General features: G+C 65.1%; 17 protein-coding genes. 5 read left to right on the top strand and 12 right to left on the bottom strand.

The window, feature by feature from the left end; genetic code table 11:
* Positions 1-2: 2 nt before the first annotated feature.
* The 5 genes from RTQ83_RS16245 (at position 3) to RTQ83_RS16225 (ending at position 4,946) form a co-directional block, all read left to right on the top strand.
* The gene (locus RTQ83_RS16245) at positions 3-1,124 is read left to right on the top strand and encodes a flagellar basal body P-ring protein FlgI (RefSeq protein WP_312516692.1); all 1,122 of its coding nucleotides are present in this window, start codon (positions 3-5) and stop codon (positions 1,122-1,124) included.
* Positions 1,124-1,468, top strand: coding sequence for a rod-binding protein (locus RTQ83_RS16240; protein WP_312516690.1), 345 nt, complete (start codon positions 1,124-1,126; stop codon positions 1,466-1,468). The genes RTQ83_RS16245 and RTQ83_RS16240 overlap by 1 nt, the downstream gene beginning before the upstream one ends.
* Positions 1,469-1,567: 99 nt before the next feature.
* Entirely contained in the window at positions 1,568-2,941 is a 1,374-nt protein-coding gene (flgK, locus tag RTQ83_RS16235) for a flagellar hook-associated protein FlgK (protein ID WP_312516688.1), read from the top strand.
* Positions 2,942-2,952: 11 nt separating this feature from the next.
* Positions 2,953-3,864 (top strand): flagellar hook-associated protein FlgL, encoded by a 912-nt coding sequence (gene flgL / locus RTQ83_RS16230; RefSeq protein WP_312516686.1) that lies wholly within the window; start codon positions 2,953-2,955, stop codon positions 3,862-3,864.
* A gap of 5 nt (positions 3,865-3,869) precedes the next feature.
* The gene (locus RTQ83_RS16225) at positions 3,870-4,946 is read left to right on the top strand and encodes a hypothetical protein (protein ID WP_312516684.1); all 1,077 of its coding nucleotides are present in this window, start codon (positions 3,870-3,872) and stop codon (positions 4,944-4,946) included.
* A 150-nt stretch (positions 4,947-5,096) separates the two neighbouring features.
* Here RTQ83_RS16225 and typA read toward each other — a convergent pair whose 3' ends face one another.
* The 12 genes from typA to RTQ83_RS16165 all read right to left on the bottom strand — a co-directional run bounded on the left by typA (position 5,097) and on the right by RTQ83_RS16165 (position 22,164).
* The gene (typA, locus tag RTQ83_RS16220) at positions 5,097-6,932 is read right to left on the bottom strand and encodes a translational GTPase TypA (protein WP_312516681.1); all 1,836 of its coding nucleotides are present in this window, start codon (positions 6,930-6,932) and stop codon (positions 5,097-5,099) included.
* Between the two features lie 269 nt (positions 6,933-7,201).
* Positions 7,202-8,128, bottom strand: a complete 927-nt coding sequence (truB, locus tag RTQ83_RS16215) for a tRNA pseudouridine(55) synthase TruB (protein ID WP_312516680.1) — start codon at positions 8,126-8,128, stop codon at positions 7,202-7,204.
* Between the two features lie 20 nt (positions 8,129-8,148).
* Complete coding sequence (gene rbfA / locus RTQ83_RS16210; RefSeq protein ID WP_312516678.1) at positions 8,149-8,571, bottom strand: 30S ribosome-binding factor RbfA; 423 nt, start codon at positions 8,569-8,571, stop codon at positions 8,149-8,151.
* Positions 8,572-8,715: 144 nt separating this feature from the next.
* Positions 8,716-11,553 (bottom strand): translation initiation factor IF-2, encoded by a 2,838-nt coding sequence (gene infB / locus RTQ83_RS16205; protein WP_312516676.1) that lies wholly within the window; start codon positions 11,551-11,553, stop codon positions 8,716-8,718.
* Positions 11,554-11,597: 44 nt separating this feature from the next.
* Entirely contained in the window at positions 11,598-13,163 is a 1,566-nt protein-coding gene (gene nusA, locus RTQ83_RS16200) for a transcription termination factor NusA (protein WP_312516674.1), read from the bottom strand.
* A complete protein-coding gene (rimP, locus tag RTQ83_RS16195; RefSeq protein WP_312516672.1) occupies positions 13,160-13,648 on the bottom strand; it encodes a ribosome maturation factor RimP in 489 nt (162 codons plus the stop codon). Before rimP ends, nusA begins: the two co-directional genes overlap by 4 nt.
* Before the next feature lie 337 nt (positions 13,649-13,985).
* Positions 13,986-16,022, bottom strand: coding sequence for a 23S rRNA pseudouridine(2605) synthase RluB (gene rluB, locus RTQ83_RS16190; RefSeq protein WP_312516761.1), 2,037 nt, complete (start codon positions 16,020-16,022; stop codon positions 13,986-13,988).
* Entirely contained in the window at positions 16,009-16,755 is a 747-nt protein-coding gene (scpB, locus tag RTQ83_RS16185; RefSeq protein ID WP_312516669.1) for an SMC-Scp complex subunit ScpB, read from the bottom strand. The genes rluB and scpB overlap by 14 nt, the downstream gene beginning before the upstream one ends.
* Before the next feature lie 473 nt (positions 16,756-17,228).
* Positions 17,229-18,251 carry a glucokinase gene (locus RTQ83_RS16180; protein WP_312516667.1) on the bottom strand — a complete coding sequence of 341 codons (1,023 nt, stop codon included), beginning with the start codon at positions 18,249-18,251 and terminating at the stop codon, positions 17,229-17,231.
* A 195-nt stretch (positions 18,252-18,446) separates the two neighbouring features.
* Entirely contained in the window at positions 18,447-19,391 is a 945-nt protein-coding gene (locus RTQ83_RS16175; RefSeq protein WP_312516665.1) for a VTT domain-containing protein, read from the bottom strand.
* Between the two features lie 74 nt (positions 19,392-19,465).
* Positions 19,466-21,157 carry an ABC transporter ATP-binding protein gene (locus tag RTQ83_RS16170; RefSeq protein ID WP_312516663.1) on the bottom strand — a complete coding sequence of 564 codons (1,692 nt, stop codon included), beginning with the start codon at positions 21,155-21,157 and terminating at the stop codon, positions 19,466-19,468.
* The gene (locus RTQ83_RS16165) at positions 21,154-22,164 is read right to left on the bottom strand and encodes an ABC transporter permease (RefSeq protein WP_312516661.1); all 1,011 of its coding nucleotides are present in this window, start codon (positions 22,162-22,164) and stop codon (positions 21,154-21,156) included. Before RTQ83_RS16165 ends, RTQ83_RS16170 begins: the two co-directional genes overlap by 4 nt.
* Positions 22,165-22,169: the final 5 nt, after the last annotated feature.

Genomic DNA, 22,169 nt, shown 5'->3' with positions numbered 1-22,169 from the left:
ACATGAATTCATTCCGCTTCCTTCCCCCGCTGTTGGCCACTGTGCTGGCTGCCGCGTTGACGGTCGGCGCCCTGCCCGCCCAGGCGGCGCAGGCACTGCGCAACCTGGTCAGCGTCGAAGGCGTGCGCGAAAACCCGCTGGTCGGCTACGGCCTGGTGGTCGGCCTGAACGGCAGCGGCGACTCGACCCAGGTCAAGTTCGCCAGCCAGTCGGTGATCAACATGCTCAAGCAGTTCGGCGTGCGACTGCCCGAAGGCGAAGATGCCAAGAACAAGAACGTGGCGGCCGTGATGGTCTCGGCGGTCTTCCCTCCCGGCTACCGCCGCGGCCAGAGCATCGACGTCACCGTGTCGTCGCTGGGCGACGCCAAGAGCCTGCGCGGCGGCACCCTGCTGCTGACGCAATTGCGCGCGGCCGACAACGAGATCTACGCCCTGGCCCAGGGCAATGTGGTGGTGGGCGGCCTGAACGCCACCGGCCGCAGCGGCTCGTCGGTGCCGGTGAACACCCCGACCGCCGGCCGCGTGCCGAACGGCGCCCTGATCGAGCGCGAGATCGCCACCGACTTCGCCACCCGCCCGCAAGTGCTGCTGCGCCTGCGCCAGCCGCATTTCGAGACCGCCACCAATGTGGTGGAAGCGATCAACAAGCGCTTCGGCCCGATCGCCACCACCCAGGACGGCACCAGCGTCGAAGTGGTGGCCCCGACCAACCCGACCGAGCGCGTGGCGTTCGTGGCGCGCCTGAACGGCCTGAATGTCGAATCCGGCGTCGAGGTGCCGAAGGTGGTGTTCAACTCGCGCACCGGCACCGTGGTCATCGCCGACGGCCTGCGCGTGAAAGCCGCCGCCGTCACCCACGGCTCGCTGAAAGTGATCATCTCGGAAAGCTCGCGCGTCAGCCAGCCGGGCCCGTTCTCGCGCGGCCAGACCGCGGTGACGCCGGAATCGAAACTGTCGGTCGACCAGGGCTCGGGCCAGATGTTCCGCTGGCCGCCGGGCGCGCGCCTGCAGACCATCATCGACACCGTCAACAGCCTGGGCGCCTCGCCGGACGACATCATGGCGATCCTGCAGGCGCTGGACCAGGCCGGCGCGATCGAAGGCGAACTGGTGGTGATCTGATGCGCATCGACGATTTCAACAACCAGCCCAAGGCGCTCGAAGCCGGCGCCGCGATCGCCCCTGCCGCCGACCAGCCATCGAAAGACCCGGCCTACGTGGCGAAAGCTACCAAGGCCTCGGTCGAATTCGAACGCTTCTTCATCTCGCACATGCTGCGCACCATGCGCTCCTCGACCCGCGCCATGGCCGACGAAGACAGCGTGTTCAACAACCGCGTGAATCAGGACATGCAGGACATGGCTGACGACATCCTGGCCGGCAACCTGGCTGGACAACGCGCCTTCGGCATCGCCGACGCCATCCTGCGCCAGCTGGCGCCGGACGCCAAGTCATCCAAGGGCTGACCTGCCCGCCGCATGCAATCCACATGCGTCGAACTTAATAAACAGCAAGAATCGGTCGCCTTATCAGGTTAACCCTGTCTCCGAGAATGAACTCGCACCATGACGATCATCAATAATGCCCTGTCGGGCGCCCTCGCCGCCCAGATAGCCCTGTCGGCCAGCAGCCAGAACGTCGCCAACCTGCAGACCAAAGGCTATACCCGCCAGTCGGCGTTGCTGACCGCGGTCGGCCCGGACGCCAGCGGCAAGTCGGCCGGCAGCGGCGTGCAGGTCAGCTCGCTGCTGCGCTTCTCGGACAACTACAAGAGCCAGGCCATGTGGCGCGCCGCCTCCGAACAGGGCGTGTACTCGCAGTCGCAGCCCTACCTGACCCAGCTCGAGAGCGTGATGGGCGACGACTCGGCCAGCATCTCGGCCGGCATCGATGACTTCTTCAAGGCCCTGAACGCGGTCGCCGGCGACCAGGGCTCGACTCCGCTGCGCGGCCAGGTGCTGACCGCCGCCGGCCTGATGGCCGAGCGCTTCAACGGCCTGAACAATGTATTCAATGCCCAGCTGGCTTCGGTGCGCCAGCAGCGCAGCGCGCTGGTCGATTCGGCCAACGCCCAGATCAGCACCATCGCGCGCCTGAACCAGCAGATCATCGAGACCCAGGCCAGCGGCGTGTCGGCCTCGAGCCTGATCGACACGCGTGACCAGGCGATCGACGAACTGGCCAGCAAGATGGCGCTGGAAGTGTCGGACAACCCGGACGGCAGCCGCGACGTGTCGCTGAAAACCGGCCAGGCGCTGGTGCTGGGCAGCGTGCACGGCACCCTGAAGGCAGCCGCGACCGCCGATTCGCCGCAGGAATTCAGCCTCACGATCGCCGGCACCACTTTCGTGCTCGATGCCAACCGCATGGGTGGGCAGCTCGGCGGCCTGGCCCAGTACGAGACCAATACCCTGCTGCCGCTGCAGCAGGACATCGCCAGCCTGGCCCAGGAAGTCGCAACCCGCGTCAACGGCCAGCTGCAGCTAGGCTATACTGCCCCTGGCGTGAGAGGCACGCCGCTGTTCGTCTACACCCCGGGCAGCGGTTCCGACATGCTGAAGGTAGTGAGCGGCTTCAAGGCCGAGCAACTGGCATTCTCGGGCGACGGCCAGCCGGGCGACACCGGCAACCTGCAAAAGCTGGTGGCGATCAAGAGCCAGTCGATCACGCTGCCTGGCATCGGCACCGTCCTGCTGAGCGACGCCGACACCCAGCTGCTGGGCAAGCTTGCCGTGGACAGCAAACTCAACAAGGCTGCACTGAAGACCACCGAAACGGTGCGCACCCAGTCGCTCGACGACTGGGCCTCGACCAGCGGCGTCAACGAAGACGAGGAAGCGGTCAAGCTGGTCGAATTCCAGCGCATGTACCAGGCCAATATGCGCGTGATCTCGGTCGCCAACGCGCTGTTCGATTCGACCCTGGCGATGATGGGCTAAAGGAGACCGACATGCGAATCGCAACTTCCCAATACCAGTCGACGATGAACCAGTCGCTCCAGATCAACCAGGAGCGCCTGTCCACCATCACCCAGCAGATGGCCACCAACAAGCGCATCCTGCTGCCGTCGGACGATCCGGTCGATAGCGTTCGCCTGGCGCGCCTGGCGCGCGAAGAAGCCACGGTGCAGCAGTACCGCACCAACATCGGCTCGCTGCAGCTGCGCCTGACCAAGTCCGAGGGCTACCTGAGCAATATGGTGGACGAGATGATCAGCGGGCGCGACCTGCTGGTGTGGGCCTCGGACGGCGGCAATGCACCGGACGACCTGAAGGCGATGGTCGCGCCCCTGGAAACGCTGCGCGAGAGCCTGTTCTTCGGCGCCAACACCATCGACGAGGAAGGCAACCACCTGTTCTCCGGCACCGCGACCAAGACCGCGCCGCTGGCCTACGATGCCACCGCGCCGATAGGCTCGCGCTACAGCTATGTCGGCAATACCAAGAGCCAGGACGTGGTGGTCGGCAACGGCATCACCCAGGCCGCCAACCAGAACCTGGACGGCTTGCAAGACCTGCTCAACCACCTCGACCGCACCATCTCGACCCTGCAGACGCCGGGCGCCACGCCCAACGATCCGGACGTGCGCGCGATCCTGAGCAACGCCCTGGACGGCTTCGACAGCGCCCAGGTCCTGATCTCGGGCAAGGTCGCCAACCTGGGCGGCAGCCAGAACATCATCCGTGCGCTGGATGCCAACCACGCCAACATCAGCTTGTCGAACAAGATGGCGATCACCGACATCGGCCAGCTCGACATCGGCGTCGCCGCCACCGAGCTGAACGGCTATTCGACCGCGCTGCAGGCAACCTACAAGGCATACGCCAAGATCGGCAACCTGTCCCTGTTCTCGGCGATCTGACGGCCATGGAAGCAGCCCTTCGCCCCTCCACCCTGACCTCGACCACGGCCACCGCCACCGCGACGGCCGGCTCCGGCGCCCTGAACAGCGCCTTCAACAGCGCCGTCGTCAGCGGCAACACCGGCGCCCAGAGCACGCCGGCGACCGGCCGCGCGGTCGCGGTGCGCACGCCGGACGCCGACAGCCGCCCGGTCACCCGCACTCCGCCAAGTTCCGGCACGCTCAAGCGCGGCATCGACTGGAACCAGAACCTGCAAAGCGAAGTGTCGCGCGCCCAGCAGGCAATCGACTACCTCGAGCGCGTGGCCAGCCAGCTCGAAGCCCTCAAGGCCGACCTCAGCGCCAAGCTGTCGAACCGCGGCAGCAACGCGCGCCAGCTCGAGGCGCGCGCCGCCCAGCTCGGCCGCACGCTGGACGCGCGCCGCAGCCAGGGCGGCGACGGCCTCGATGCCCAGCTCGAGTTCAACGACGGCCAGCCGGCGCAGCAGCGCTTCCGCATCGCCGGCCTCGACCTGGCGTCGCTGCAGGCCGCCGCACCGCAAACGCTCGGCTTCTCGGTCGGCGCCGCCGGCGGCCCGCAACTGTCGGCCACGATCGAACCGGGCATGACGCCGGAACAAGTCGCCGCGCGCCTGGATCGCGCGCTGGCGCCGGTGAATGTGCGTGCCGGCTTGGACCAGAACCGCCAGCTCGTGTTCACCACGCCGGAATCCGGCTGGAGCGGCGTCAGGGATGCCATCGCGGTGACCGGCCGCGGACGCGTCGATACGGTGGAAGTGCCGGCCTCGCTGGCGCCGCAACAATGGGAGCTCGGCAATCCGGACGCCCTGCGTCAGAGCCTGCGCGAAGTGGTGCAGGCGCTGGCCCGGGTACGCCGCTCGCAGGACGCGGCCTCGATGGCGCTGAGCGCGGCCATGGCGCGTACCGCCCAGCCGGAGATTCCGAGCGTGGAACTGGAGCAGATCGCACAGGACTTTTCGGCGACGGCTGCCAGCCATGATTACGAGTCGCTGCTGGCGATCACCTCGGCGCTGGTTGGCGTGAGCCGGGATCGGGTGCAGGCGCTGCTCGGCTTGCGCTGATCCCGCTTCGTATCAAGAAAAAGCTCCCCGGCTAATGCAGCGGGAGCTTTTTTTGTAGGGTTGGCCTGGGCGGCCCCCATAAAAAAACCCGCTTGCGAAGCAGCGGGTTTTTCATTGGCAGGCAGCCGAAGCTGCCCACGCCACGGACGCTTACGCGCCTTCGCGGCTTGCCTTCTTGCGCTCGTGCTCTTTCAGGTGACGCTTGCGCAGGCGGATCGATTTCGGAGTGATCTCGACCAGCTCGTCGTCCTCGATGAACTCGACGGCGTATTCCAGCGACATCTGGATCGGCGGCACCAGGCGCACGGCTTCGTCGGTACCCGACGAACGCACGTTGGTCAGCTGCTTGCCCTTGATCGGGTTGACGACCAGGTCGTTGTCGCGCGAGTGGATGCCGATGATCATGCCTTCGTACACCGGGGTGTTGTGCTCGACGAACATACGGCCACGGTCCTGCAGTTTCCAGATCGCGTAGGCAACGGCGGCGCCGTCATCCTGCGAGATCAGCACGCCGTTGCGACGGCCAGCCAGGTCGCCCTTGCTGTTGTCGACCGGTGCGTATTCGTGGAACACGTGGCTCATCAGGCCGGTGCCGCGGGTCAGGGTCATGAATTCGCCCTGGAAGCCGATCAGGCCACGGGCCGGGATCAGGTATTCCAGACGAACGCGGCCTTTACCGTCCGATTCCATGTTCTGCAGGTCGCCACGGCGGCGGCCCAGTTCTTCCATCACGCCGCCCTGGTTGGCTTCTTCGACGTCGACGGTCAGGTTTTCGTACGGCTCGTGGCGCACGCCATCGACCATCTTGTAGACCACGCGTGGACGCGACACAGCCAGCTCGAAGCCTTCACGACGCATGTTTTCCAGCAGAATCGTCAGGTGCAGCTCGCCGCGGCCCGACACTTCGAAGGTGGTGTCGTCGTCGGTCGGCGACACGCGCAGTGCGACGTTGGCCTTCAGTTCGCGTTCCAGACGCTCGCGCAGCTGGCGGCTGGTGACGAACTTGCCTTCGCGGCCGGCCAGCGGCGAGTTGTTGACCATGAAGTTCATCGTCAGGGTCGGCTCGTCGACGGTCAGCATCGGCAGCGCTTCCGGGGTTTCCACGGCGCACACGGTCGAACCGATGCCGATTTCTTCGATACCGTTGATCAGGCAGATGTCGCCGGCGACGGCTTCGTCGACCAGAACGCGTTCCAGGCCCTTGAAGTTCAGCACCTGGTTGATGCGGCCTTTGATCGGGGTCGAATCAGGGCCGTTCAGGACGATCACGTCCTGGCCGGTCTTGACGCGGCCACGGTTGACGCGGCCGATGCCGATCTTGCCGACGTACGACGAGTAGTCGAGCGAGGTGATCTGCATCTGCAGCGGGCCGTCCGGGTTGTCGTCACGCACCGGCACGTATTTCAGGATGGCGTCGAACAGCGGCTTCATGTCGCCGCCGCGCACACTTTCGTCCATGCCGGCGTAGCCGTTCAGGCCCGACGCGTAGACGATCGGGAAGTCGAGCTGCTCGTCGGTCGCGCCCAGCTTGTCGAACAGTTCGAAGGTCTGGTTGATCGCCCAGTCGGCGCGTGCGCCCGGACGGTCGATCTTGTTGACGACCACGATCGGCTTCAGGCCCAGGGCCAGTGCCTTGCGGGTCACGAAGCGGGTCTGCGGCATCGGGCCTTCTTGCGCATCGACCAGCAGCAGCACCGAGTCGACCATCGACAGCACGCGTTCCACTTCGCCGCCGAAGTCGGCGTGGCCCGGGGTGTCGACGATGTTGATGTGGGTGCCTTCGTACTCGACCGCGCAGTTCTTCGACAGAATCGTAATGCCGCGCTCTTTTTCGAGGTCGTTCGAGTCCATCACGCGGGTGTCCACGGCCTGGTTCTCACGGAAGGTGCCCGACTGGCGCAGCAGCTGGTCGACGAGGGTAGTCTTGCCGTGGTCAACGTGGGCAATGATTGCGATATTACGAATCGCGCGTTTGGTGTTTGACATGGTCTAGAAAAAATTTGCGTGGTGTACGAAGATGTACTGGAACTGCCTGTACCGGAACTGCTGAACTGAATGCTGCCGATTTCGGAAACCGACTAGTATAGCATGGAAGCTTCCGACTCCAGACGCCGTGACGGCAAAAGGAGTGGATTTTCGGGCGTCCGCCCGCCGGTTCACCGCCTCTTGTAGCGCAGAAGGCGGCGCCGGGGTCACAGCGGCAGGTTAATCGCCGCGTGTGACAGCCGCGTGACATTGTCCTGCGGCCAGAACCGTCAAGCCGTTGGCGCGGTCGAGATCAGGCGCTCGGGCGCCAGGATCGCATACTCTCCCAGCTGGCCGGTGCCGAGCAGACGGCCATCGTGGTAGATGCGCACCCTGCCCTGCTGCTGCGGCACCTCGATCGCTTCCTTGCCCAGTGCCAGGCGCTGGCCCTGCAGGAAGCGTTTGGCCAGTTCCGCCGTGAGTTCGACCGATGGGAAAGTCGACAGCAGCGCATCGACCGGCCGCAACAGCGACAACGGATCGGGATGGGCCAGCAGCGCGTCGAGCGTGATCATGCCGGTCACATCCAGCGCGCCGACTTCGATCCGGCGCAGCGCATTCAGGTGCGCACCGCAACCGAGCGCGGCGCCGATGTCTTCGCCCAGCACGCGCACGTAGGTGCCCTTGCTGCAGGTGACGCGGATCTTCAGGAACGGCGCCGCGTATTCGACCAGCGACAGCGCGTGGATGGTGACCGGACGCGCTTCGCGTTCCAGCACGATGCCTTCGCGCGCGTATTCGTACAGCGCCTTGCCGTCGCGCTTGAGGGCGGAATACATCGGCGGTACCTGCTCGATCGGACCGCGGAAACGCGCCAGTGCCGCCTCGATCTGCTCGAGCGTGACGTCGACGTCGCGCGTTTCGACCGCTTCGCCCTCGGTGTCGCCGGTGGTGGTGACGATGCCCAGGTGAACGGTGGCTTCGTAGGTCTTGTCGGCTTCCAGCAAGTCCTGCGAGAACTTGGTCGCTTCGCCGAAGCACAGCGGCAGCAGGCCGGTGGCGAACGGGTCCAGCGTGCCGGTATGGCCGGCCTTTTTCGCGTTCAGCACGCGCTTGGCCTTGATCAGCGCATCGTTGGACGACAGGCCGACCGGCTTGTCGAGCAGCAGCACGCCATCGATCAGGTCACGCGGCTTCTTCGGAGGGCGAGTGCCCACTTGCTTATTTGCCTGCGAATTCACTCGCGCTCATCCTTGCTGCCGGCCTGGTCCTGGTCTTCTTCGTAGTCGGCGGCGCGGGTCGCGTTGGCCTGGTCGATCAGGGCCGACATCGCCATGCCGCGCACGGTCGAGGTGTCGTGATGGAAGTGCAGCGACGGCAGCGTATGGATGTGCAGGCGCTTGCCCAGCATATTGCGCAGGTAGCCCGATGCCTTGTTCAGGCCTTCCAGGGTCTGACGCACTTCTTCCGGGCTGTCCTTCAACAGGGTGAAATAGATCTTGGCGTGGGCGTAGTCCGGGGTCAGCTGCACTTCGCTGATGGTGACCATGCCGACGCGCGGATCTTTCAGCTCGAAGGCGATCAGTTCCGACAGGTCTTTCTGGATCTGGTCGGCCACGCGCAGGCCGCGCTGGGGGATGCTTTTACTGTGTTTTGCCATGATGTTGCTACTTTGTTTGTTCTTGTGATGTTGGTGGATGCAAGCGGCGCTTCCATCGGCCCGCACCCCAAAAAACAAGGGCCAGGCCCCCGCGGCTTTCGCCGCGAAGCGTCCTGGCCCCCATGGTACTCCCAAGCGCGCGGATTACAGCGTACGCGCCACTTCCTGCACTTCGAACACTTCCAGGACGTCGCCGACCTGAATTTCGTTGTTGCCCTTCAGCGACAGGCCGCATTCCAGACCGGCGCGCACTTCTTTCGCGTCGTCCTTGAAGCGCTTGAGCGAGTCGATCTCGCCGGTCCAGACCACGATGTTGTTGCGCAGCAGGCGAACCGACGAGGTACGCTTGACCACGCCATCGGTGACCAGACAGCCCGCGATCGCGCCGACTTTCGAGACCAGGATGACCTGGCGAATCTCGACCTGGCCGGTGATGGTCTCGCGCTTCTCCGGCGCCAGCATGCCCGACAGTGCGGTCTTGATCTCGTCGATCGCATCGTAAATGATGCTGTAGTAACGGATGTCGACACCGTTCGCTTCGGCCAGCTTGCGCGCCTGGGCGTCGGCCCTCGCATTGAAGCCGATGATGACCGCTTTTGAGGCGGTCGCCAGGTTGACGTCCGACTCGGTGATGCCGCCGACCGCCGCGTGCACGATCTGCACACGCACTTCCGAGGTCGACAGCTTCTGCAGCGAACCGACCAGCGCTTCCTGCGAACCCTGCACGTCGGTCTTGACGATCAGCGGCAGGTTCTTGACTTCGCCTTCGGCCATCTGCTCGAACATGTTCTCCAGCTTCGCGGCTTGCTGCTTGGCCAGTTTCACGTCGCGGAACTTACCTTGACGGAACAGGGCGATTTCACGCGCCTTGCGCTCGTCGGCCATGACCATGACTTCTTCGCCGGCGCTCGGCACTTCGGTCAGGCCCTGGATCTCGACCGGGATCGACGGACCGGCGCTGGCGACTGCCTTGCCGTTCTCGTCCAGCATCGCACGGACGCGGCCGAACGAGGAACCGGCCAGCACGACGTCGCCGCGCTTCAGGGTACCCGACTGCACCAGGATCGTCGCGACCGGGCCGCGGCCCTTGTCCAGACGGGCTTCGACCACCAGGCCACGGGCCATCGATTCGGTCGGCGCCTTCAGTTCCAGCACTTCGGCCTGCAGCAGCACGTTTTCCAGCAGGTCGTCGATGCCGGTACCGACTTTCGCCGACACTGGCACGAATGGCGACTCGCCACCGTATTCTTCCGGCACCACGCCTTCGGCGACCAGTTCCTGGGTCACGCGGTCAGGATTCGCACCCTGCTTGTCGATCTTGTTGATCGCCACCACCAGCGGCACACCTGCCGCCTTGGCGTGAGCGATCGCTTCCTTGGTCTGCGGCATCACGCCGTCGTCCGCCGCCACCACCAGGATGACGATGTCGGTCGCTTTCGCGCCGCGGGCACGCATTGCCGTGAAGGCTTCGTGGCCCGGGGTATCCAGGAAGGTGATCATGCCGCGCGGGGTATCCACGTGGTAAGCACCGATGTGCTGGGTAATGCCGCCGGCTTCGCCCGACGCGACCTTGGCGCGACGGATGTAGTCCAGCAGCGAGGTCTTGCCGTGGTCGACGTGACCCATGACGGTCACCACCGGAGCACGCGAGGTCGCTTCGAATTCGGTGTGCTCGCCCTGGTCGGCCAGCAGCGCTTCCGGATCGTCCTCGGCGGCAGCGAAGGCCTTGTGGCCCATCTCTTCCACCAGGATCATCGCGGTTTCCTGGTCCAGCACCTGGTTGATGGTGCACATCTGGCCCAGCTTCATCAGCTGCTTGATGACCTCGGATGCCTTGACCGACATCTTGTGCGCCAGTTCGGCCACGGTGATGGTTTCAGGAACGTGCACGTCCTTCACGATCGCTTCGGTCGGCGCCTGGAAGTTGGTTTCACGATCGTCATGACCGCGACGGCCGCCACGGCCACCGCTGCGCCAGCCGTCACGGCCGCCGGTCGACGGTGCGCCACGGGTCTTGAGACCCTGGCCGCCACGCTTCTTGTCGTCCGACCAGGTCGACGACACATTGGCCGACTTGATCGACTTCTTGTCGCCCGGCTTCTTGGCGTCGTCTTTCTTGACTTCGCCCGGCTTCTTGTCGGCAGGCTTGTGCAGCGTGCCGGCAGGCGCGGCTGCAGGAGCGGCCGGCTTGGCGACAGGTTCCGGCGCCTTGATCACGCGGCGCGGCTGGCTCATCATCAGCTTGATCTGCGCCACTTCGTCGGCCACGGCCTTGCGTGCACGCTCGGTGGCGGCAGCGCGTTCGGCGGCTTCCTTGGCGGCGGCTTCGTTGCGTGCCTTCAGCTCGTCGGCGACGCGCTTGGCGTCGGCGTTGGCTTGCTCGCCGGCAGCGGCTTCCTTGGCGGCGCCGGCAGCGGCAGCGGCAGCCTTGTCGGCGGCGGCCTTGTCGGCGGCGTCGCGCTTGGCTTGCTCTTCGGCTTCGCGCTTGGCCTGCTCTTCAGCAGCCTTGGCTTGCGCCTTTTCTTCGGCTTCCAGCTTGGCCAGGCGTTCCTGCTTTTCACGCAGGTCGGCTTCCTGACGCGCGATCAGCTCGGTCTGACGGCGTGCGTCTTCCTCGCGGCGCGCCTGTTCGGCGGCGTCGACGACCGGTGCTTCAGGGGCCTTGTTGGTGACCAGATCGTCGCGCTGGACGAAGGTGCGCTTCTTGCGCACTTCGACCTGGATCGTGCGCGACTTGCCCGACGAATCCGCCTGCTTGATCTCGCTGGTTTCCTTGCGCGTCACCGTGATCTTTTTCTTCTCGCCGGTGTCGCTTGCGCCGTGGGTACGGCGCAGGTGGTTCAGCAGCTTGTCCTTATCATCTTTCGACAAGGGATCTGACGTCGAGCTTTTCTCGACGCCGGCCGAACGCAGCTGGGTCAGCAGCAGGTCTGCAGGCATCTTCAGCTCGGTGGCAAATTGGGCTACGTTGTTACTCGCCATTCAGTCCTCTTTTCTACGTGTCGCGACAGATGATAAGAAATTACTCAAGCTTTGGCCGTTTCCGCCAGGCTCCAGGCTTTCGCCTGCAGTGCTTTCGCCCGGTCGTCATACTTGCCATCGACCAGTTTCATCTCGTCGTCGGTCACATCATTAAATTCACTCTTGATCAGTTCGCGTGCACGGTCCGACGACAACGCCAGGATGGCGCCGAATTCGTCATAGGCGAGTGCCGCGAATGCTTCGACCGTCTTGATACCAGCCAGGCCAAGCTTGCCGGCAACGGTACGGTCCATGCCTTCCAGATTGACCAGGGCTTCTTCCATGCCCTCGAGGCCTTCTTCGGAAGCGATCGCTTCGGTCACCAGCGCGTCGCGAGCGCGGGTGCGAAGTTCGTTGACGGTGTCTTCGTCGAACGATTCGATTTCCAGCATCTCGGAAATTGGTACATAAGCGATTTCTTCAAGGCTCGAGAAGCCTTCTTCCACCAGGATGTCGGCCACTTCCTGGTCGACGTCCAGTTTTTGCATGAACAGCGCGCGGATCGCGGCTGACTCTTGCTCCACCTTGTTGGCCGATTCCTCGGCCGTCATGATGTTGATCTTCCAGCCGGTCAGCTCGGACGCCAGGCGCACGTTCTGGCCCGAACGGCCGATCGCGATGGCGAGATTTTCCTCATCCACGACGACGTCCATCGCGTGCTTTTCTTCATCGACCATGATCGACGACACGTTGGCCGGAGCCAGCGCGCCGATCACGAACTGGGCCGGATCGTCCGACCACAGCACGATGTCCACGCGCTCGCCGCCCAGCTCGCCGGTCACGGCTTGCACGCGCGAACCGCGCATGCCGACGCAGGTACCGATCGGGTCGATGCGCTTGTCGGCCGTGAACACGGCGATCTTGGCGCGCACGCCGGCGTCACGCGCCGCCGATTTGATCTGCAGCAGGCCTTGTTCGATTTCCGGCACTTCCAGCTCGAACAGCTTCATGATGAATTCCGGCGCGGTGCGCGACAGGATCACCTGCGGGCCACGCATATTGCGGTCCACGCGCAGGATGTAGGCACGCACGCGGTCGCCGATACGCAGGTTTTCTTTCGGGATCATCTGGTCGCGCGGCAGGCGCGCTTCGATCTTGCCCGACTCGACGATCGCGTCGCCCCGTTCCATGCGCTTGATGGTGCCGGTGACCAGCGAATCGCCACGCTCCAGGAAGTCTTGCAGGATCTGCTCGCGTTCGGCATCGCGCACGCGCTGCAGCACGACCTGCTTGGTGTCCTGGGCGAAACGACGGCCGAACTCGACCGACTCGATCGGCTCTTCGATGTATTCGTCGACTTCGATGTCCGAGATCTGCTCTTTGGCTTCGAAGTGCAGGATTTCCTGGTCAGGCAGCTGCAGGCCGGCCTCGTCGGGAACGACGTGCCAGCGGCGGAAGGTCTCGAATTCGCCGGTGTCGCGATCGATCGACACGCGAATGTCGACTTCGCCTTCATAGCGCTTCTTCGTGGCTTGCGCCAGCGCGAACTCGAGCGCTCCGAAAACGACTTCCTTGTCGACGTTCTTTTCGCGCGCGAGCGCATCCACCAGTAACAAAATTTCGCGACTCATGCTTTGCGACTCCTAAAATCCACCTGCGGCACCAAACGTGCCTTGTCCAATTCGGCCAGCGTAAATTCCAACAACGCCGCGCCATCTTTATCATCAAATTCCAGACCGACCTTGTCGCCTTCGACGCCGCGCAGGATACCGGTATAGGTTTTCCGGTTCGCGGTGCCGGGCATGGCGACGCGCAGCTTGACCGTGCACTCGAGGCCGGCAAAGCGCGCAAAGTCGGCCAGGGTACGCACCGGGCGATCGAGGCCCGGCGACGAAATCTCCAACCGTTCGTAATCGATGTTCTCCACCGTCAGTACGTGCGACAACTGGTGGCTCACCGTGGCGCAGTCCTCGACCGTGATCGGGCCCTTCTCTTCCACCGTGTCGGCCGGAAAATCGATATATACGCGCAGAATCCCGCGCTCGCCCCGTTCGACTTCAACGAGTTCGTAGCCAAGGCCAGCCACCGTCGTGGCGATTAAATCAAACTGCTGCACGGTCCTTCTCCAGGGCTTTAAAACGATTTACCAAAAAAAAAATGGGCATCTGCCCATCTTTTTGTATTCACAACCCAACCAGATGAAAGCACTTGCACCAGATACACGCGTATTCGATACGCTGGATACCACGTTGGGAAGGACTTCGATTAGGCTGCAAATTATACGGCTTTTTCACTTATCCCGCAATCGCCGCACTAAAAATGAACAGCTAAACAACAGTTGGCGCCGAGTCATTGCTTAATTACATTTCTGCAGCAATAACAGGCGCCATGCGCGATAAATCGGCCGATCCGGCGCAGGCATGCGCCGGATTAACCGTCCAACTCAATCGGTGTTAGCCGCGGCGGCCGCGGCGCGGCAGGCCGTGCTCGGAACCGCGCGGACCCTGGCCGCCACGGCGGCCACCGCCGCCGGTGCCGGCAAAACCGAAGGTGGTCTGCAGCGGATCAGGCTGGCGTGGACGGCTGCTGGTCGGGCGACCGCCCTGGCCGCCGGCGTTGGCGCCGAAACCGCCCTTGCCACCACCCTTGCCACCCTGGCCGCCACCGTTCGGACGGCCGCCCTGGCGTGGACCACCCTGGCGCGCGTCAGCCGACTTCACGCCCGGCAGCGGACCGTTCAGGATGCCCTGGCCGCGCTGCGCACCGACGCGCGCCACCGGCGGGCCGAACGGATCGACGTTGCGGTTGGCGTCGGCGCGGTCGATGCGGTTGCCGTCGGAGCGGTCACGGTTCCCGTCACGCTGCCCCTGCTCGCGCGCCTTGGCCGCCTTCGCGCCCTTGGCCAGCGCCTTCTCGCTCGGACCGCTCTTCTTCTCGATGCCGAAGGCACTCATGAAGTTGCGCACGTCGTTCTCTTCCAGCTCTTCCCAGCGGCCGCGCTTGAGGCCGGTCGGCAGGGTCATGGCGCCGTAGCGGGTACGGATCAGGCGCGAGACGGTCAGTCCGACCGCCTCGAACATGCGACGCACTTCGCGGTTGCGGCCTTCGCCGATCACCACGCGGTACCACTTGTTGATGCCTTCGCCGCCGCCGTCCTGGACTTTCGAGAAGTTGGCCTTGCCGTCGTCGAGCTCGACACCGCTCAGGAGCTTCTGGCGCATGCCTTCTTCCAGTTCGCCCAACGTGCGCACCGCGTATTCGCGGTCGATGCTGTAGCGCGGATGCATCAGGCGATTCGCCAGGTCACCCGAGGTGGTGAACAGCAGCAGGCCTTCGGTATTGAAGTCGAGGCGGCCGACGGCCAGCCACTTGCCGGTCTTCATGGTCGGCAGGCGGTCGAACACCGACGGACGGCCTTCCGGATCGTCGTGGCTGACGATCTCGCCGGCCGGCTTGTGGTACACCAGCACGCGCGGCGGCTTGCTGCTCACCCGGCGCTGGATCAGCTTGCCGTTGATGCGGACCGCGTCGGTCGGCAGGATACGCTGGCCGATGTGGGCCGGCTCGCCGTTCACCGACACGCGGCCGGCGACGATCAGTTCTTCCATGTCGCGGCGCGAACCCAGGCCGGCCTCGGCCAGCACCTTGTGCAGCTTCGGCGCGTCGTCGTCGGCGGTCAGGTCGCGGCGCACGGCCTTCGGCGCATGGCCGCGGCCGCCTTCGCTCGCGTCGAACGCATCCGAGGTGACGAACGAGAACACGGCGTCGGCTTCGTTGCCCTTGTTGCCGGGCTTGCCCTTGGCCTGCTGCTGGCGGCCTTTGCCTTGCTGCTGCCTGGCGTTTTGCTGACCCTGGCCCTGACCTGCGCCCTGACCTGCGCCCTGGCCTTGCTGCTGGCCGCCCTTGGCGTTCTGCTGGCCGCGCTTGCCCTGCTTCTGGTTGCGGCCGCGGCCTTCGCGCTTGCCTTCGGCCGGCGCTTCCGCGCCCGCAGCATCGGCCTGCTCGACAGCCTGGACCGGCTCTTCGGTGACGGCTGGAGCGGCAGCCTGCTGCAGCGCTTCGCGCACGGCGCGCTGTTCGCGCATCTGGCGCGGACCGCGCGGCTTGCGGGTGTCGGACGCTGCGGCTTCGACGGCCGGGGACTCGACAGCGACCGGCGCCGCGGGAGCGCTCTCGGCCGGCGCGGCAGCCTGCTCTTCCTTGGCGGCCTTGGTAGCGCGCGGCTTGCGCGGCTTGGCGGCCGACTTCTCGGCGGCCTCTACCGGTGCAGCGGCCGGCGCGTCAGCGACAGGCTCGGCGGCAGTAGCAACAGCAGGAGCGGCGGTCTTGCGGGTGCGCTTCGGCTTGGCCGGCGCTTCAGGCGCGGCGCCTTCGACGGCAGGCGCTTCGGCAGCAGCGGCAGCGGCGGTCTTGCGAGTGCGTTTCGGCTTGGCGGCAGCGGTTTCGCCGGCGTCGACAGGCGTCGGTTCGATTGGTTCAGTTGGATTCATCATTCGTATCTTTATTGTGCTGACCCGCTTCGGCAATTCCGTCTCCCATCGGGTCATGAATCGGCACTTCAACGGGTGAAGTATCTGTATCTGGTGCAGTATCGGCGACCGCCGTGCCGGCATCCGCCTTGTCAAAATTGTCTTTCAATGCCGCTTCCAGCGCTTCGAGGCTGCGGCTGTCGGGGCCTTCGGCCAGCGGCTGCAGCGGCGGCAGCTGGGACAGCGAAGCCAGCCCGAGGTCGTCCAGGAACTGGCGCGTGGTGCCCAGCAGCGCCGGACGCCCCACCACTTCGCGGTGGCCGACGACGTCGATCCAACCGCGGTCTTCCAGCATCTTGATGGTCTGCGAATTGACCGCCACGCCGCGAATCTCTTCGATGTCGCCGCGCGTGACCGGCTGGCGGTAGGCGATGATCGCCAGCGTTTCCAGCGTCGCGCGCGAATATTTCGGCGGCTTCTCGGGCGACAGGCGGTCGAGATAGGGTTTCATCTCGGGCCGGCTCTGGAAACGCCAGCCCGATGCCAGGCTGACGATCTCGATGCCGCGCCCATCCCAGTCCTGGCGCAATTCTTCCAGCAAGATCTTGATCGTATCGGCGCCAACGCCGGCCCCGACCGGGCGGCCGCCCGCATCGACGTCGGCAAACAGGCGCTTCATGCCGTGGATCGTCATCGGCTCGCGGGCGCACAGCAAGGCGGTTTCGAGGACGCGCTTGGCCTCGTCAGTATTCATATCGCAATGAAAGTCACATCAAACAAAACCGGCTAGTTCGGCATTTCCGCTGGCAAGCGATGCGGAGCGGCCCATGGGCCCAGCCAATGGGAGCGGTCCTGGCGCCTGGCCGTTATCGCTTCGCCGTGTCTGGCTACCACCTGAAACCGGAATCCGTGGCCCGGGCTTGGACGCGCCGGGCTGACATACCATGACGGGCAAGGAACCCGCCGGGGCGGCCCGCTTTGCGCGGCGGGCTGCAAGATGCTGATTTTGAAACGGCTGATTTTGAAACGGTTGATTTTACAGCGCATGCTCATGCAGACGCGGAACTCGGGCACCGCCGCGGATCAGCGATCCCGGGGCGCGCGGCCTGGTGCGGCACGCGAGTGGACGACGTCCATCCTTCCAACTGGCGGCCATTGTAACCGATAAAACCCGCCAGTGGACAAGCGTACGGCGGCATCGACCGACATCGGCGCGCCGGATTGGCGTCAGTCGGACAGTTTTTCCGACAAAATCGCCGATACGCCAAGAAACGCCGGGTACTCGGCGGTGATGACATAGGTCGGCACGCCGGCCAGGTAATCCTTGAAGCGGCCCTTCTGCTCGAAGCGGGCGCGGAAGCACGAGGCGTGGAAACGCTCGCCCAGGCGCGGCACGATGCCGCCGCCGATATAGATGCCGCCCGAAGCGCCCAGGGTCACGGCCAGGTTGCCGGCCACGGTGCCGAGCATGCCGCAGAAGGCTTCCAGCACGTCGTTGCAGATGGTGCACTCGCTATTCAAGGCGCGGCGCGCGATCTCGGGTGCGTCCAGGCGCTCGCCCGGACGGCCGGCGCGGTCGGCCAGTGCGCGGTAGATCAGTTCGATGCCGGCGCCGGACAGGAAGCGTTCGGCCGAGACGTGGTCGAATTCGCGCCAGGCGTATTGGAGGATCGCGACTTCCTGTTCGTTGGCGGGCGCGAAAGTGACGTGGCCACCTTCGCTGCGCAGCGCGGTCCAGCTGCCGCTGCACGGGATCAGGCCCGAGACACCGAGGCCGGTGCCGGCACCGAGCAGGCCCAGTGGCGAATCAGCCTGGGCGGCGCCGCCGCCGACCTGCACCTTCTGCCCGCCCAGATGCGGCAGCGAGCGCGCCAGTGCCGAGAAGTCGTTCACTACCAGCAGCGTCTCGAGACCGCATTCCTGGCGCAGGGCTTCGGTCGAAAATTCCCAGTGGTGGTTGGTCATGCGCACGTAGTCGCCGTTGACCGGGTTGGCGATCGCGATCGCCGCGTGGCGGATCGCGCCGCTGGTGGCGGCGATCTGCTGCACCGCCGGCAGCGCCAGGTAGGTGCGCATGGCGTCGGCCAGGGTCGAGTAGTCCTTACAGGCGAGCACTTCGATCAGCGTGACCTGGCCGGGACCCGGCTCCAGCGCGAAGCGGCAGTTGGTGCCGCCGATATCGGCAAGCAGGCGGGCGCCGCCGGCGTGCAGGCGCGGCGTGGTCGAAGGGCTGGACAGGGAAGCGGTCATTGTGCATCTGGTGTAAGCGATGGCGGCAAGCTTACACAAGTTTTTGCATGCACTACAAGTGATTTTTGTAGTTTAGGTACATGGTGCGCAACGCACGGGACCTATAGCACTAGCTCACCGTTACGCAACACGTAGTAGAACTACTAAACACGTAGGATCGGCCTGGACGGCCCTATGGGTGAGTGATAGCCGATCTCAGCAGGTTGCCGGATCGAATTCGGGATCGGCCGGCTGGCGCCCGTTCCACGCATCCAACCCACCCTTCAGCGGACGCGCACGGTGGAAACCGTTCGACACGAACTGACGCGCCACTTCGGCCGCCGTCACGTCGTTCGGGCAACTGCAGTAAACAACGATGTGGCGGTCACGGTCGAGCGAGGCCATCAGGTGTTCGGGCTTGCACGCCTTGAACACCAGCGCACCCGGAATCGCCGCCTCCATCTGCTGCGCGCTGAGACTGCGCGCGTCAATGATCAGGGGATCGTGGCCGCTGTCAATCAGCGCCAGCAGCTCGCCGACCTCGATCCGCTCCATCGCGGTGCGCGAACGGTGACGGCGCCGCTCGGCATATTTGAAGGCGACGAACAGCGCCAGCAGGCCGGCCACCACCACCAGCGCCGTGCTGCCGAAGGTCGACAGCGTATCGAGCACGCCGTCGACGCTGTTGTGGAACCAGACGCCGAGCAGGATGCCGGTGCCGCTCCACAGCGCCGCGCCGGTGACCGAATACAGCAGGAACTGGCGGCTCCGGGTGCCGATCGCACCGGACAGCGGCGCGGCGACGGTATTGAAGCCGGGGATGAATTTCGACACCAGCAACGAGCGCACGCCGAAGCGGCGGAAGCGGTCTTCGGTCTGGTTGACGCAGGAATCGGGTGACAGCGAAATCTTGCACAGCAGCCGCAGGATGCGCTTGCCATAGAAGCGTCCGGCGCGGAACCAGAAGACATCGCAGATCAGGCAGGCGCCAATCGCCGCCAGCCACACCAGCTGCCAGCTAACGTCGGCATCCACCGACAGTGCCCCGGCCACGATCAGGATCGGATAGGCAGGAATCGGCAGGCCGAACTGTTCGACCAGGACGATGGCGAACACGATCAGCACACCATACAGCTGGATCAATTCGGCTAAGTGGGGCATCCATCTAGTGTAGCCCAATTCCCCCGCAGCGACAGGACGCGCCCGGCGTTTTGGCGGAACTGCAACATTGCCATTTATTTGAAGCGCGTCCCCTCTTTCGGGATGGCGGCCAGCAGCGAACGGGTGTAGGGATGGCGCGGGTCGCGGTACAACTGGTCCGAATCGGCCAGCTCGACCACCCTGCCCGCCTGCATCACCATCACCTGGTCCGAAATGTACTTGACCACCGACAGGTCGTGCGAGATGAAGATGTAGCTCATGCCGTATTCGTCCTGCAGGTCCTGCAGCAGGTTCAGCACCTGGGCCTGCACCGACACGTCCAGCGCCGACACCGATTCGTCGCACACCAGGATCTCGGGACGCATGCTCAGGCAGCGCGCGATGGCGATGCGCTGACGCTGGCCGCCCGAGAATTCATGCGGATAGCGGCCATAGGCGCTGTCGGGCAGTCCGACCCGCGCCAGCAGCCGGCGCGCCATGTCGATGCGCTCTGCGTCATTGGAACCGATGCGGTGGATGCGCATCGGTTCCAGCAGGATCTGGCCGACCGTGAACCGCGGATTGAGCGAGGCATACGGATTCTGGAAGATGATCTGGATGCGCCGCTTGTAGGGCTGGTACTCGCGTTCGGACAGCGCCAGCAGATCGCGTCCCTCGAACAGCGCGCTGCCGCCGGTGGCGCGGTGCAGGCGCAGCAGGGTCAATCCGACGGTGGTCTTGCCGGAGCCGGATTCGCCGACCACGCCCAGTGTCTTGCCGCGTCCCAGCGTAAATGAGACGTCGCGCACCGCCTGGAATTCGCGCTTGCCGAACAGGCCCTGGCGTAGCCAGAAGCTCTTGGCCAGCTTATTCACGACCAGCAGCGGCTGGTCGCCCGGCGCAGTGCCGCGCTCGCGCTGCGCCGGCTCGGGCTGGATGCGCCCGGCCATGTAATCGTCGATCACCGGCAGGCGCAATGGCCGGGAATCCAGCGTCGGCCGGCAATGCAGCAAGGCGCGCGTGTAGGCATCGCGCGGTGCACCGAACACCTGGGCCGCCGTGCCCTCCTCGCGCACCTCACCGTGGCGCATCACGATCACCCGGTCGGCGATCTCGGCCACCAGGCCCAGGTCATGGGTGATGAACAGCACCGCCATGCGGCGCGACTTTTGCAGGCGCGCGATCAGGGCCATGATCTGCTGCTGGATAGTGACATCGAGCGCCGTGGTCGGCTCGTCGGCGATCAGGAGCTTAGGTTCGCAGGCGATCGCCATCGCGATCATCACGCGCTGCTGCTGGCCACCCGACATCTGGCTCGGGTAGGCGTCGATCTTGAGCGCCGGATCCGGAATACCAACCTCTTCCAGCAACGCCAAGGTCCGCGCCCGCGCCGCGCGCCGGTCCATGCCCATGTGCAGGCGCAAGACCTCGCCGATCTGGAAGCCGACCGTGAACACCGGATTGAGCGAGGACATCGGCTCCTGGAAGATCATGGCGATGTCCTTGCCGCACAACGCGCGCCGCTCGTTCGCCGGCAAGCCGAGCAGTTCGCGGCCCTCGAAGCGGATGCTGGAACCCGGATCGATGACCGTGGTCTGCGCCGGCAGCAGTCCCATCACCGCGAGCGAGCCGACCGACTTGCCGCTGCCCGACTCGCCCACCAGCGCCACGGTGGCGTCCAGCGGCACGTCGAACGACACGCCTTTCAATGCCTCGACCGTCGTGGTCCTGCCGGTGCGGAAGGCGATGCGCAGATCGCGCACCTGGAGTAATGGTTCAGAAGTCATTTGATCTTCGGATCCAGTGCATCGCGCAACGCATCCGCGAACAGGGAAAACGCCGTCACCAGGATCGCCATCGTCCCGGCCGCGGCCGCCATCTGCCACCATTTACCCAGGATCAGCTCGTTCTGCGCCTCGTTCAGCATGCTCCCCCACGACACCGTCCCAACCGGCACCCCGAAGCCGAGGAAGGACAAGATCACTTCGGCCTTGATGAAGCCGACAGTCAGGATCGACATCTGCACCAGCGCCACATGCGCCACATTGGGCAGGATGTGGCCGAACATGCGGCGCAGGCTTGACGCGCCGATGGCGTCGGCCGCCATCACGTATTCGCGCGCGCTGTGCTTGATGTACTCGGCGCGCATCAGGCGGTAGGGTCCGGTCCAGCCGGTCAGCCCCAGGATCAGCACGATGGTGGCCACGCCCTTCTGCTGCAGCACAGCGGCCACCGCGAGGATCATCAGGATCGAAGGAATCGCGGTGAACACGCTGTAAAACCAGTTGAACAGATCGTCGACCCAGCCGCCGTAAAAACCCGAGACCGCTCCGAACAGCGTCCCTAGCGTTACCGCCAGCAAGGCTGCCACCAGTCCCACCACAATCGAGGTCTCGCCGCCCTTGATGGTCTTCTTGACGATGTCGTGACCCCACTTGTCGGCGCCGAACGGCAAGGTGGTGCGCTTCTCGACCGGCGGATCGGTGGCCGCCAGCTGCGCCTTGAGTTCGGCCAGTTCGGCCGCCAGCGGATCGAAGGCATTCGGTGGCATCGCACGCGGCAGTTGCGCCTGCGCCAGCGCGCGAGCACCCGGGTCGGCACCGACGAAACCAGGCGGCGCATAGTTGACCGCCACCTCACGCTCCCAGTCGTCGGCCATCAGCCCGAGACCGGACAGCAGCACCAGCAGCAGGCATCCGGCGACGACCGCCAGCGCCGCCATCGCGATGCGGTCGGCACGCAGGCGGCGCCATGCAAGCGTCCACAGTCCGGCCGAGTCGTGGGATGCGATCATGGCGC

The sequence above is a fragment of the Massilia sp. genome (assembly GCF_031995545.1).
Lineage (GTDB): Bacteria > Pseudomonadota > Gammaproteobacteria > Burkholderiales > Burkholderiaceae_D > Telluria.
The sequence above is the reverse complement of the archived record's forward strand: the minus strand, read 5'-3'. Positions and strand labels throughout refer to the sequence as shown.